The 13,277-nt window shown below is 35.9% G+C and carries 17 protein-coding genes; 5 read left to right on the forward strand and 12 right to left on the reverse strand.

The window, feature by feature from the left end:
• Positions 1-19: 19 nt before the first annotated feature.
• The 10 genes from HMPREF1654_RS08320 to HMPREF1654_RS08365 form a co-directional block, all read right to left on the reverse strand.
• The gene (locus HMPREF1654_RS08320; RefSeq protein ID WP_003077204.1) at positions 20-1,285 is read right to left on the reverse strand and encodes a tyrosine-type recombinase/integrase; all 1,266 of its coding nucleotides are present in this window, start codon (positions 1,283-1,285) and stop codon (positions 20-22) included.
• An 89-nt stretch (positions 1,286-1,374) separates the two neighbouring features.
• On the reverse strand, positions 1,375-1,638 hold the full coding sequence (locus HMPREF1654_RS08325) for a MerR family transcriptional regulator (protein WP_016670423.1): 264 nt from the start codon (positions 1,636-1,638) through the stop codon (positions 1,375-1,377).
• Entirely contained in the window at positions 1,631-2,236 is a 606-nt protein-coding gene (locus HMPREF1654_RS08330; protein ID WP_002919940.1) for a replication protein, read from the reverse strand. Before HMPREF1654_RS08330 ends, HMPREF1654_RS08325 begins: the two co-directional genes overlap by 8 nt.
• Positions 2,237-2,440: 204 nt before the next feature.
• A complete protein-coding gene (locus tag HMPREF1654_RS08335) occupies positions 2,441-3,046 on the reverse strand; it encodes a hypothetical protein (protein ID WP_003032334.1) in 606 nt (201 codons plus the stop codon).
• Positions 3,043-4,143: a P-loop NTPase family protein gene (locus HMPREF1654_RS08340; RefSeq protein WP_003032336.1), complete on the reverse strand. Its 1,101-nt coding sequence runs from the start codon at positions 4,141-4,143 to the stop codon at positions 3,043-3,045. Before HMPREF1654_RS08340 ends, HMPREF1654_RS08335 begins: the two co-directional genes overlap by 4 nt.
• The gene (locus HMPREF1654_RS08345; RefSeq protein ID WP_003032314.1) at positions 4,143-4,463 is read right to left on the reverse strand and encodes a hypothetical protein; all 321 of its coding nucleotides are present in this window, start codon (positions 4,461-4,463) and stop codon (positions 4,143-4,145) included. The genes HMPREF1654_RS08340 and HMPREF1654_RS08345 overlap by 1 nt, the downstream gene beginning before the upstream one ends.
• A gap of 201 nt (positions 4,464-4,664) precedes the next feature.
• The gene (locus tag HMPREF1654_RS08350; protein ID WP_003032329.1) at positions 4,665-5,114 is read right to left on the reverse strand and encodes an RNA polymerase sigma factor; all 450 of its coding nucleotides are present in this window, start codon (positions 5,112-5,114) and stop codon (positions 4,665-4,667) included.
• 322 nt (positions 5,115-5,436) lie between these two features.
• Complete coding sequence (locus HMPREF1654_RS08355) at positions 5,437-6,852, reverse strand: helix-turn-helix domain-containing protein (RefSeq protein ID WP_003077408.1); 1,416 nt, start codon at positions 6,850-6,852, stop codon at positions 5,437-5,439.
• 43 nt (positions 6,853-6,895) lie between these two features.
• Positions 6,896-7,234, reverse strand: a complete 339-nt coding sequence (cadX, locus tag HMPREF1654_RS08360; protein ID WP_003032337.1) for a Cd(II)/Zn(II)-sensing metalloregulatory transcriptional regulator CadX — start codon at positions 7,232-7,234, stop codon at positions 6,896-6,898.
• A gap of 11 nt (positions 7,235-7,245) precedes the next feature.
• Positions 7,246-7,860, reverse strand: coding sequence for a CadD family cadmium resistance transporter (locus tag HMPREF1654_RS08365; RefSeq protein WP_003032325.1), 615 nt, complete (start codon positions 7,858-7,860; stop codon positions 7,246-7,248).
• A 28-nt stretch (positions 7,861-7,888) separates the two neighbouring features.
• Between HMPREF1654_RS08365 and HMPREF1654_RS10250 the strand changes: the two genes are divergently transcribed.
• On the forward strand, positions 7,889-8,074 hold the full coding sequence (locus tag HMPREF1654_RS10250; RefSeq protein ID WP_026248198.1) for a hypothetical protein: 186 nt from the start codon (positions 7,889-7,891) through the stop codon (positions 8,072-8,074).
• Between the two features lie 78 nt (positions 8,075-8,152).
• Here HMPREF1654_RS10250 and rpmG read toward each other — a convergent pair whose 3' ends face one another.
• Complete coding sequence (gene rpmG, locus HMPREF1654_RS08375; RefSeq protein ID WP_003026692.1) at positions 8,153-8,302, reverse strand: 50S ribosomal protein L33; 150 nt, start codon at positions 8,300-8,302, stop codon at positions 8,153-8,155.
• Positions 8,303-8,317: 15 nt separating this feature from the next.
• Positions 8,318-8,500, reverse strand: coding sequence for a 50S ribosomal protein L32 (gene rpmF, locus HMPREF1654_RS08380; protein WP_003071531.1), 183 nt, complete (start codon positions 8,498-8,500; stop codon positions 8,318-8,320).
• 227 nt (positions 8,501-8,727) lie between these two features.
• Here rpmF and hisS point away from each other — a divergent pair, with 227 nt between their 5' ends.
• The 4 genes from hisS (at position 8,728) to HMPREF1654_RS08400 (ending at position 13,082) form a co-directional block, all read left to right on the forward strand.
• The gene (gene hisS, locus HMPREF1654_RS08385) at positions 8,728-10,008 is read left to right on the forward strand and encodes a histidine--tRNA ligase (protein WP_003077383.1); all 1,281 of its coding nucleotides are present in this window, start codon (positions 8,728-8,730) and stop codon (positions 10,006-10,008) included.
• Between the two features lie 72 nt (positions 10,009-10,080).
• A complete protein-coding gene (locus HMPREF1654_RS08390; protein ID WP_003077381.1) occupies positions 10,081-10,287 on the forward strand; it encodes a hypothetical protein in 207 nt (68 codons plus the stop codon).
• 118 nt (positions 10,288-10,405) lie between these two features.
• Complete coding sequence (gene aspS, locus HMPREF1654_RS08395; RefSeq protein ID WP_014829837.1) at positions 10,406-12,160, forward strand: aspartate--tRNA ligase; 1,755 nt, start codon at positions 10,406-10,408, stop codon at positions 12,158-12,160.
• A complete protein-coding gene (locus HMPREF1654_RS08400; RefSeq protein ID WP_003071527.1) occupies positions 12,147-13,082 on the forward strand; it encodes a YitT family protein in 936 nt (311 codons plus the stop codon). Before aspS ends, HMPREF1654_RS08400 begins: the two co-directional genes overlap by 14 nt.
• Positions 13,083-13,277 lie beyond the last annotated feature (195 nt).

Raw genomic sequence — 13,277 nt, forward strand, 5'->3', positions numbered from 1 at the left:
AGAGTGAATGGTAGAGTAGTTATTGCGTTAGTTCAGCAATCTTTTCAAGATAAATCCCCACAGCTTCTAACTTTCGTTGTGGTGCTAATTCAGCGTAAGTATCCATTGTAGTTGAAATGGATTTATGTCCCATTCTGACTTGGAGTTCTTTCCAATTTGTTCCAGCATTAAGTAGCATTGAAGCATGAGTATGTCGGAATAAATGGAAACCATAGTTTGGTAATCCAAGACCTACTAACCTTTTCTTAAGAGTTGTTCTCTCGTTTCTATCACACATATAGTTCCCATAGATTGTAGGGAAAATCAGTTTTGTTCTATGTCTGTTGTGCAATTCGAGATACTTGTTCATTTCATTGTGGAAATCTATGAGTTTTTCTATTATGGGGAGAGGGACAGGAACAGAGCGATTTCCTGCATCAGTTTTTGGTGTAGCTTTACAGATAACTTCCCCTTTTGTCCCATCTTTTTTATTTGCAGTTTTCCACATCAATGTTTTACTGACGTTAATAGAAGAATTTTCAAAATCTAGGTCATCAATCGTTAATGCAAGTAGTTCATTTATTCGCAAAGCGGAGGCTAATAAAGTATTACAAATTAACTTAAATCTACGATTGGCTCTAGTGTTATCTAAACTTTCAAGATAATTAAGCCATACTACAAGACTATCATCATGTAATACCATGATGCGTTGCTTATTTGATTTTGGCTTAGGTGGTATCTTGACAGAGACAACAGGATTAGTAATTAGTCCATAGTTTGTAATTCCATAGTCAAAAATATCTTTCAACTTATGGATAACAGCACCAAAATCTTTAGCACTACCTTTATCAGCACGCTTTACACCAGATTCAATGGACTCTTTTGATTTCTTTGCCAAATCATTTAACCAAAGCTGGATATCCGCAGATTCAATTTTATCTGGTTTGTAATCTCCAAATTTAGGGATAATATAATCATCAAGATAACCTCTTACTCTGTTCAGTGTATTATGCGAGTTAAGCCAGGTCTTGTATGATTTAAACCATTCTTCAGCTAAATCTTCAAGTGTATCAATGATGATAACTTTTTCTCGTGTTGAGCCATTTTTTTCAAATTCTAGTCGAGCTTGAATGATTGCTCTATCTAACTGTTTTAGTGTCTTGGCTGTAATGGTAGTAGTAACTTGTTTACCAGTTTTTACATCTTTTCCTAGAAATGCACCTTTTAAGGTGTATGATATGGACTTATCTTTTTTGATTTTTTTAATTATCTTTTTTCCGTTATGGATAATGAATTCTATTTTCATAGTTGCCTTTCTTCATGAATATTGAAGTAGGCTAAAATAGTTACCACTCTTTCTTTTAGATAAAACTATTTTAGCACAATTTTTCAAAATTAGGGTTGCAAGAAGTCAATAATATCATCTAATAGATAGAAGACAGTTCTTGTTCCCTCGATAGGAGGTTCTAACCTTTTTAGTCCTTTTTGTTCCCAAGTTTTTAGTGTGTTTGGAGAGATGTTTAGCTGTTTTAACAATTCTCGCTGTTGTATTATCTTTAGTTGTATTATCTTTAGTTGTATGTTCTGTTCTTTGATTTGAATGAGTTTGATAAGTGTTTGCAATGATTGTTCAATTTGTTCTAATTTTTCGTTATTCATTATTCTCTTTCTCCTCTGTGTTTGAATTATGGAGTCGATTAGGATTGTATCGTCGTGAATCTAGGTACTTGGCGAAGAAATATGTACGTTCAATGATAAGTCCTAATAAATTGGTATTGTTTGCTCGGGCATACCAGACCAATTCTTCAAATTCGGTAAAGTCGTTCTCTTCGATAATATCGACTACTTCATGTATAAAATCCGAGGAGTTCATCTCCATCAAGAATTTTTCCAAATTAAATCCACAACCGACTTCAATATCCTCAATGTTGTAGGGGGTCTTATCTGGATTTTCCGCATGGGTAAAGTAGTCAAATAAACCAGTGGGAGACATAACTACCTCCACATGTGCTGGACCGTTCAGTTTGTCACTGATGATATTTGATACTTGAGAATAGCTTTTCAGTGAATCAAAGAAGAAAGCACCGTGTTTGTGCGACTTTTTGAACTCTCCTGTTTGTTTATTAACATCTTTATCATGCCAAGGACTAAGAATAAAGGGGATATGAAGTTCCTCTAAGATAGTCAAGTAGTCCTCTGGTGCACTTTCCTCGTAGAAGAGAAACGTCCATTTGGTTGAGCGTTGTTCTTTTGCCATAGGCAGTTACCTCATTTCTTTTGGGCTCTATTACTAAGGAGAAATGGCAGGTCAGATGCAAAGTTTTTTGAAAAAATTGAATTTTTTATGATTATTGATTATTGACCTATTGGGGGTCGTAGTAACCCCAATAGGTCATGATAGATAAGAATATAAAAAGGGGCTGTCTGGCTTTTGCTTAACGCAAGCCACAGCCCCAAGGTATTAACGTTTTTGTCCAGTGAACCACAATTGGTTACGAACTCGAATAGGAGAGGAGAAATAATAGTCTGCGTGTTGGCTGACGATTTCTTCTTTTAATTGTGCTTCCATCTCTTTTAGGATTTTTTGCCCCTGTTGGTCTCTAGGGACTTTTAGAAAAATAGTGATGGTATCTTTTCGTATATCTACAATACACTTGCGAACAGCTCGGTTAAATCCGTTATGGATTGGATTGATAGTGGTAACGGTCTGATGTTCAAGGTTGCTTATCTTCTGTACTCGTTCACGCTGAAACAGGAAGTGTCGCAACATGAAAGTACGATAGACAGATTGACAGTAATTCCAAAAACTATCTGTTTTCAATCGTTGTATCATCTCTATCCCAGCCAATAATAAGGCAAGTAGTAGAGAAACAAGAGCAAATCTATGACAAACGGAACTAATGAAATCCGTAGTACTTTTGACCGTATCTAGATTGAAAAATGTGATGTTGGTTAATTGAACAGAAAGAAAATTGAATAAGCAGCCAAATGCAGAACAGATAGGAGCAAATAGAAGTAAGTATAGTATGAGATTGAAACTTCTCATAAAGTATGTTTTAGTGGTCATAAAATACCTCGCTTAGTGTAGTAGGTTGGACAGAGTAGGGGCAGAATTTGGTAGGGGTGTTCATTGTCGATAACTTGAATGATGCCTGTTCCATGTCCTGTTGGAATGACAATACCCTCTGGGTCTAGGTCTGGAAATAAGAATTGAGTGGTTTTATGATTGATATTTCCAATTTGTATCAATACGTTTAGCTGTTCCCTCACTGAAATGGGGATAGTGTTATGGTCAAAACGCTGGCTTACTAAAAAGAGATGGATTTTGGTAGCACGTCCCAACAAGGCAATTTGTGAGAGTAAAGAGAAAAAGGCTTCTTTGATGTTCTTATTGACTCCCTCTGATAGGGCTAGGACTTCATCAATGACAATGGTTAGATGAGTAAATTGATGGTTGGGGTTATCATATAAGATAGCTTGTCGTTTCTGAATGAGGGTTGCACATTGGCTTAATTGTTCATTGACTTGTGAAACGAAATCAGATTTTGAACGGTTTTCGACAGGGTGGATAACTGCAATTTGATTTTCCCTTGCCCATCGGCTTGGTGTATCGAATTTTGGGTCAATTATAATTAAGTCAGACATATGTTTCAGAACACTCAAAAAGTACGTTAAAGCATAGCTTTTCCCAGAGCCTGAATTTCCAGCAATAGCCCAGTGATTTATCTTTTCAAGGTTTAGTTCAAAGTGCTTCATAATGGGAATTTTTCCTTGTGGTAGGCTAGCTGAAAATTTATCCAAATCAGGAATAGTTAAACGTTCTGAAATTCCCTTTTTCCAAGGGAAAAACAATCCACGTTGAATGTGTAAGTCATCTGTTTTGAGTGGAACAAAATAGGTTGCATTTTGTTTCAAGAGAGTAAATTGAGGGTAGAGAGAAGCGTTAGCAATCAGAAAAATTTTCTTGTACAAGTCATCATCAAGAATATAAGCACAAGGCAGGCGAGGGACAAAGACAAAGCCGTCTTCTTGAATAATGACGTTAAAAGAATTAGTATAGCTGGTTTCCCCCTGCATTAAAGCCCCCAGAGCCATGTTTAGGCTCTGGAGCAGGTAAGATTGCAGGAAAGATTGGTTCAGCGCATCACGAGATTGTGAGGTCATTACCGCACCTCCTTGATACCATTTGCTTTGAAGTAAACGTTATATTTTACTTCGCAAGCTTGTAGGGTGTCAAATTGAATCATGGATTGGAACGATGGAAGCTCAATCCTATCTTCGAATTTTACTTGGAAAGGGTCTTGCCCTTCCTGTACAAACCATGCTTTATAGGCTACGATTTCTCCTGTTGGTTTTCCTTCTTCAAACCGTTGTTGTGGTTCAAGTTCGGTACTAAGTGAGTAAATCGGTTGTTTTTGACTGATAATTTTATCAGCCAATGTAGTTGTATAACCACCTTTTGTGGTTTTCATTTTAAACGCCATAGGGCTGTTCCTCCTTTATTATTGAGAAATAATGCGAATGCGAGTTGCTCGGTTTTGGTCGTGAGCTGGACGTAGTTGTTTTGGTTGTGTACCACCTCCTTATTACTAAGGAGAATGAGACAGCTAAACGCAAAGTTATTTGTTGAATTTTTAATTTTTTTACAAAAAAATCCAGTGATAAGAGACACTGGATTTGAGGGATTAGCGATAAGTTTTTAATAAAGGTGCTAATTTTTTTAGCGCTTTACAATAATGGGATTTAACTGTTACATCACTCATTTTTTTATAATGTTCAGTGACATAGCGAGCCGTTTCTTTATAGCTTGAACCTTGTTCCGCTATCATTTCAACAATCTTACTGTCAATTTCTGATAGGGATGCTTTAGCTTCACGAATAGCTTGTATTAACTCCTCTAGGATTAAAGCTTCTTCGGGATTCAAATCAGAACTTGCAACTACTTCATAGCGTTCACGTCGTTTACCGTCATTACGAGCTATGTTTTCTTCCATACTTCGTTTATGGTGGTATCGGTCACGCCGTTCTGCATTACTTTGTTCTTGTTGAAGCAAACGAGTTACTTCATTCCAATTTTTAGCTTTAATAGCTTCTGTGATTTTACGCTCACGGCGTTCTTGTACTTTATTACTCATAGTAATATATGATCCTTTCTCGTCCTTGGACAGAAAGAAACGTATATGAGCAAATATTGAACGCTGAGTATGCTAAAAGGCACAACAAAGAAACAGCGAAACAATTCTATGCAAGACATGACCTTTATTGTCATATCATCATATTTGTTTCAATCTGTCCTTTGATGGCCATCAATATGGACTGTTAAAATTTTTATCAAGAGTTTTTCTTGATATATTCAGTATAAGGCATAATGTTCTTTTATTTTTTACTTCTTTTTTTACTTCAATAGACTAATTTGTAAAACGAAGCGCAAAAAAAACTAGGCGATTCACCTAGTTTTTAAAGAGCAAATTTTCGTATCTCTTCTTCGCTTAATAGTTTAATAAATGCTTGTTGAACTCTATCTAAAGTCGAAGCCATTGCGAGTAATTCCTCGTTTAATTGTTCTTGGAAATAGTATGTTACTTGTGTATTATTCGTCAATAATCCCTCAATATAGCGATTGACGCTTGTATTGTCTAAATTAATATCATATAGGTCAACTAAATCAATAAGGTCGATTTCGCTTAGTCCTTGAGCTGCAGCTTCTTCAATTCTTTTCTTATCCTCTAGTGAAAATCTTGTGGGCTCTATTTGAATACTGGATATTTCCTGAATTGGTCTTGTTGCATAAGGATTGGAAACCCAGCTGATTATTTCATCAAAAGTTTTTTCCTCAATCCTTTCTATATCAGTGGATTTATGAATACGAATACCCATATTTGTTAGCTCCTTTTCAGAATATTTTTGGTACAAGTCTGTGATATCTTTACCTTGACTTACTAACTTCATAAAGTCATAATTTATCTGTGCAAATTTTGATTTATCTATTTTTTGACTTCCGTTTGACTTAACTGATAAAGTTGACCTTGCTTTTTTGGAACTAACTAACGGAACGGACGTAAGGTAAGATTTTGGGATATTTTCTTTATACATTCGTTCTAGAATATCATCAACCAGAAATCCGATATTGAATAGTGGATTTTCTTTGAGTTTTTTTATTAGATTAGGGATAATTTCTGTCGAAACGTTATCATACCACCATTTATTGATGAGAGGATCAATGTTTTCTTTCCTAAATGTTGAGGGTATGCCATTTCCGTCCAATTCAAATAGGATACCACAGACATTAACTTCAAATGATTTAATTAAATTATCCCCTAACATCAACCAAAGAATATCAAACATTTCTTCAAAATCAATGACAGTCAATTCATTGATGGTACGGGTTCTAAAACTTCTAGCGAGGTTATAACTTTTTTCACCAACAGTAATATCAATGTCATCTTTCTTGTGAAAAGTATCCATTTCAGTTTCATCAGAAACCAAAAAATTTTTTCTTTTAATATTGAAATTTGCGAATGTCTTAGAAAGTCTAAGACAGCTAGATTGGATTGAAATTAAATCATCACTCATGAAAGAATATAGGTTTTCATCTACAGCCTCTAAATCTCTATATAAAATAGAACTGAAAAAATAATGAAACAGATTCTCAATAAACTCATCTAACTCTCCAAAAACGATATACGTATAGCTCGAAGCGGTTAGAGCATTTAAATAAACTAACATCGAACTCGTAATTGGTCGCTTACCACTTTCAACTTGACTAACTTGACCTGCATTGCCTAGTTCGCTTTGTGTAATATTGTGTTTTTTTCTTAAATTTTTGATACGAGTAGGTATTTCTTGTGAATAATTTTCTTCAAAAAATTTCATATATAATCCCCCTATAATCATGGAAAAGTAGTAAAAATAGTTGTTATCCTAGTTGATTAAAAAAATCTCTGATTTCCTCATCTTTTATAAAATAATATATAATTTTCCCATCTCTTCTAGTGTCCAAGATGTTTTGATTGGCTAGTTTACGAAGATGGTGGGAGGCAGATGCCATACTGAGATTTAGTAAACAGGCTATATCGCAGACACAGAGTTCTTCAACAACAAGGAGATAAAAGATGATATTTATCTGTTTATTATCGGTAAACTTTGATAAAATGCGAAGTGATTTTTGGACTTTTTCCTTTTCAAGGTAGTTCGTTGCGGTTGTAACATTTTGTTGATTTATAACATTCACTTGGCAGATACTATCTTTTTTCATAATATTTTCTCCTAGCTTAACACAGTCCATAGCATGTCAAAGCTGTTGTTTTCAATCAGGATATACATCCCCAATCCTAAATAGACAACGGCAATAAACCATCTGCTATATTTTTCCAAAGTTTCTCCAACAGAAGGGACTTGTGCCAATTTTTGGGCAGAAAAAACCAAGAGATAAATCATGACTAGAAAAGTAAGTAAAGTCACTATCAAATTCGCTAAATTTAAGGTGGTAAAATATGGGACAAAAACACCAATATTGTCAGCACCACAACTTGCAAAAGTAATCATAGCGACTAGAAAAATCAGGTTTTTATTATCTTTTCGCAAACCATCTTTTGCAATAGCTTCTCCATCAGAATCTCCTAAAAGCAAAACTTTGAGTCCTAGGAAAATTGGAATCAAACCGAGCAAACCTAAAATCTCTTTACTAGGAATATAATTTAAGACAAATGCAAAAAGTAAACTTAGCAATATTAGACTAACAGAGCCTAGAAACTGTCCTAAATAGATGTTAATGATGTCTTTTCTGCTTTTTCTTTTGGCAAAAAATAACATTAGGATAATAAGTAAGTCTACGGCTGTCCCAGAATACAGGATTATTGAAGTAACAACATTTTGAATCATAAAATACCTCATTCAAATATATTTTTGAATGTATTCTAACATTAAACTTTGTAGATGTCAACTTAAAATCCACCAAAATATAGATAAGAAGTTAATGTACCAAATATTAAAAAGCCCTGCCATCGAAATGATAGCAGGGCTTAACTTCAATATCCAGATGATATATTTATCTAAAAAAGGTAGAGTAAAAGGTAGAGTTTTTATTGATTTGTAGTGCGATATAATGAGTTTCAAAAAATCAAAAATCGCTTAAAATCAATATTTTGACGTCTATTGACGTGTACTGAAACCCTTACTTAACCTCTGTAAACACAACGTGCTTGCGAAGTTTTGGTGAGTATTTCTTCAATTGAAGACGGTCTGGAGTGTTACGTTTGTTTTTAGAAGTAAGGTACAAGCGTTCACCAGATGCTTTGTGTTCAAGTGTAATATTTACGCGCATGATAGCTCCCTTCTATTATTCAGCTGCAGCAGCTTTGGCGATTTTACGTCCTTTGTAGTATCCTTTAAGGGATACACGGTGAGAACGTGAGTAATCTCCAGTAGTTTCATCAAAAGTTACAGATGGAGCTGTAATTTTGTAGTGAGTGCGACGTTTGTTTTTTTTCGCTTTTGAAGTGCGACGTGCAGGTACTGCCATTTTAAATTCTCCTTTTAGTTTTTAAAATCTATTCAATGATGAATTTCATCAACTTTAGTAGTATATCAAATTTTTTTTGTAAAGTAAAGTTACTTGACAATTTTTTTGACAAACTAGCCAGTTTTTTTCAGCAAAGGGAAGTTTTCTATGGGAAATATTTTCAAATGTCCCGCAAAATAACGGACTTGTGGTACAATAATTATATTATATAAATTCGAGGAAAGACTATGAAATTACAAAAACCAAAGGGCACACAAGATATTCTTCCAAAGGATTCTGGGAAATGGCAGTATGTGGAAGAATTTGCTCGTAATACTTTTAAAAAATACAACTATGCTGAGATTCGCACACCACTGTTTGAGCACTATGAAGTGATCAGTCGCTCTGTTGGGGATACGACCGATATTGTGACGAAAGAAATGTATGATTTTTATGATAAAGGCGATCGCCATATTACCTTGCGTCCTGAAGGGACAGCACCTGTCGTACGTTCTTATGTGGAAAATAAGCTATTTGCGCCAGAAATCCAAAAACCGGTAAAACTTTACTATATGGGTTCAATGTTTCGATATGAGCGTCCACAAGCTGGTCGTTTGCGGGAATTTCATCAGATTGGTGTAGAGTGTTTTGGCTCAAACAATCCTGCGACCGATGTAGAGACGATTGCTATGGCAGCCCAATTTTTTAATGAAATTGGTATTCGCAATGTGACGTTGCAATTGAACAGTCTGGGGAATGCGGAGAGTCGTGCCACTTACCGTCAGGCCTTGATTGATTATTTGATGCCATTAAAAGACAATCTGTCTAAAGATAGCCAACGGCGTTTGGAAGAGAATCCTCTTCGTGTATTAGACAGTAAGGAAAAAGAAGATAAACTTGCTGTTGAAAATGCACCGTCTATTTTGGATTATCTAGATGAAGAAAGCCAAACTCATTTTCAAGCTGTGCGGTCGCTGTTGGAGGCTCTGGAAATTCCTTATACTATCAATACCAATATGGTTCGTGGATTAGATTATTATAATCATACGATTTTTGAATTTACCGCAGATGTAGCAGGTAATGAACTGACAATTTGTGCAGGGGGGCGTTATGATAGCCTTGTTGCTTATTTTGGTGGGCCAGAGACAGCTGGGTTTGGCTTTGGAATGGGTGTGGAGCGCCTCCTCCTCGTTCTTGAAAAGCAAGGTGTGGAATTGCCGCTAGAGGATAGCTTAGATGTTTATATTGCAGTTTTGGGAGAAGGTGCTAATAATACAGCATTGGAAATTGTGCAAGCACTTCGCAGGCAAGGGTTTACAGTTGAGCGTGATTATTTAAATCGTAAGTTAAAAGCGCAATTCAAGTCAGCAGATACCTTTGGTGCTAAAGTGTTAATAACTCTTGGCGAAAGTGAAATTGAAAGCAAGCAAGTCACTGTCAAAAACAACCAAACGCGTGAAGAATTAATTGTCGATTTAAATCAGATCCAAGAAGATTTTCAAGCAATTTTTAAGCAAGTAGGATTTTAGTTGAGAAGTGCAAAAACTAGGTACTAGCTTTCTGCTATTATTTGTGTAAGGTGAACAGAGGTTGAATAACTGATGAAAAAAATTGTCATTCCATCTATACTTCAATTTATAATAGTTTTTTTAGCAATAGGTGGTATTGCTTATTTTGTGAGAGGAGACTTTTTCTTTCGATTTTTAGCACCGATTTTTGGTTTAGCGGCAGGACTGTTGCGCTTAGCCTCAAGTTATGTTGTTAAGATTTTGCATCCTGAATTATATGAAAGAGAGATTAAGAAATGAAACTTAATCTCCTTTTTATGAGAGATTAGGTTAAGATAAGAAGTTTTTGAAAAGCGGACTTCTTTTTCATCTTTTTTGTGGTAAAATAGTAAAAGAATTAAAAGTTTGGAGAATAAAAATGAGACGTTCAATGTATGCTGGACGTGTTCGTAGTGAACATGTCGGTCAAGAAATCACTTTAAAAGGCTGGGTATCTCGTCGTCGTGACTTGGGAGGCTTGATTTTCATTGATTTACGTGACCGCGAAGGCATTATGCAGCTGGTTATCAATCCCGAGAATGTGACTAAAGAAGTCATGGGAACTGCCGAAAAGTTGCGAAGCGAATATGTTATTGAAGTGACTGGAAAAGTAGAAGCACGTACGCAGGCAAATGATAAACTTGCAACAGGAACTGTTGAACTGCATGTGGAGACTTTGACAATTCTCAATACAGCCAAAACAACTCCATTTGAAATTAAAGATGGTATTGAAGCGAATGATGATACACGCCTTCGTTATCGGTATTTAGATCTTCGACGTCCTGAAATGTTAGCAAATTTGAAATTACGAGCTAAAGTAACACATTCAATTCGTAATTACTTAGATGAGCTTGAGTTTATTGATATAGAAACTCCGTTTCTTACGAAGTCAACTCCAGAAGGTGCGCGTGATTATTTGGTGCCAAGTCGAGTGAACCAAGGGCATTTCTATGCATTGCCACAAAGTCCTCAGATTACAAAACAATTGTTGATGAATGCTGGTTTTGATCGTTATTATCAAATTGTGAAGTGTTTCCGTGATGAGGATTTGCGTGGCGATCGTCAACCAGAGTTTACACAAGTTGACTTGGAAACTTCATTTCTTTCTGATCAAGAAATCCAAGATATTACAGAAGGCTTGATTGCTCAAGTGATGAAAGAAACAAAGGGGATTGAGGTTACACTGCCATTCCCACGAATGACATATGATGATGCAATGACTTTATATGGAAGTGATAAACCAGATACTCGTTTTGAAATGCTTTTGCAAGACTTGACAGATATTGTCAAGGGGATTGACTTTAAAGTTTTTTCAGAAGCACCAGTAGTTAAAGCTATTGTTGTGAAAAATGCTGCTGATAAATATTCTCGTAAAGATATTGATAAGCTGACAGAACAGGCAAAACAATATGGTGCAAAAGGACTTGCTTGGGTCAAAGTGGCTTCAGATGAATTAAATGGCCCAATTGCTAAATTTTTGCAAGGCTTGACAAGTGAGTTGACAGATGCTTTACAGCTAGAAGAAAATGATTTGGTTCTCTTTGTAGCTGATACTGTAGAAGTTGCCAATGCAACTTTGGGTGCACTTCGTGTCCGTTTGGCAAAAGAACTAGGCTTGATTGATGAGTCAAAATTTAATTATCTTTGGGTAGTGGATTGGCCAATGTTTGAATGGTCAGAAGAGGAAGGGCGTTATATGAGTGCACATCACCCATTCACCCTTCCACAAGCAGACACAGCTCATGAGTTAGAAGGTGATTTGAGTAAAGTTCGTGCTATTGCTTATGATATTGTCTTGAATGGTTATGAATTGGGTGGTGGAAGTCTTCGTATGAACCATAAAGATTTGCAAGAACGAATGTTTAAAGCCCTTGGTTTTTCTAAAGAAGCAGCTACTGATCAGTTTGGTTTCTTGCTAGAAGCTATGGATTACGGTTTTCCACCACATGGTGGGTTAGCTATTGGACTAGATCGCTTTGTCATGTTGCTAGCTGGTGAGGAAAATATCCGCGAAGTGATTGCTTTCCCTAAAAATAATAAAGCAAGCGATCCTATGACACAGGCGCCAAGCCTAGTTGACACTAAGCAGCTTGAGGAATTAAGTTTACAAGTAGAAACTCATGAAGAAAACTAAGATTTATAAACGATTTCGTTATTATTTGCGCCGTTTGGCTTATAATTTTAAATTGATACAAGTGCTTAAAAGTATCTCCCGTAAGAAGTATGATGAAAAAATATCTGCTTCACTAATCTATGGTTTTTTATCTGCAGTTGCAGTTAATCTCTTCTTTCAACCGGGGCATGTGTACTCGAGTGGGGCGACGGGATTGGCACAGATTTTAGCCGCTTTAAGTACACGTTTTTTGGGATTTGCCATTCCTGTTTCTGTAACTTTTTATCTCATCAATATCCCACTAATGATCTTGGCTTGGTATCAAATTGGGCACAAGTTTACAGTGTTTACTTTTATTACGGTTTCCATGAGCTCACTGTTTATCCAGTTTGTTCCTGAAGTGAGTTTAACAAATGACCCAATTATCAATGCATTGTTTGGTGGGGTTATTATGGGAATGGGAATTGGCTTTGCTTTGCGTTCCAATATTTCTAGTGGTGGGACAGACATTGTCAGTTTGACAGTTCGGAAGAAAACAGGCAGAAATGTCGGAAATATTTCTTTTATTGTCAATGGGATGATTATGATTATTGCGGGTGTGACCTTTGGGTGGAAATATGCGCTTTATTCGATGATTACGATTTTTGTTTCGAGTCGGGTGACAGATGCCGTCTTTACCAAGCAAAAGAGGATGCAAGCTATGATTATTACCAGTTATCCTGAAGCTGTTATTGAAAAAATCCACAATAAGTTGCATCGTGGTGCAACGATTATCAATGGTGCAGAAGGTACCTACAATCATGAGAAAAAAGCAGTTTTAATTACAGTTATTACGCGTGCTGAATTTAATGAATTCAAGCATATCATGCGAAAAGTAGATCCACATGCTTTTGTATCAGTAGCGGATAATGTTCACATTCTTGGACGTTTCGTGGAAGAATAAAACCATCAGATTAGCTAGTTCAGCTAATCTGATGGTTTTTTGGTTAGTCACCTTTAAGACTGTCTTCCTTTTTTAAGATCAAAATCAATAGGAAGTGAGCCAAAGAGTTTTTGTTTTAAAGTATAGAATGAAGTAAATCGATACAATAGCTGAGTTCAAAAAGTACAGCTTTGAAAGGTGGATAGGACTGACAAA

The sequence above is a fragment of the Streptococcus intermedius SK54 = ATCC 27335 genome (assembly GCF_000413475.1).
GTDB lineage: Bacteria > Bacillota > Bacilli > Lactobacillales > Streptococcaceae > Streptococcus > Streptococcus intermedius.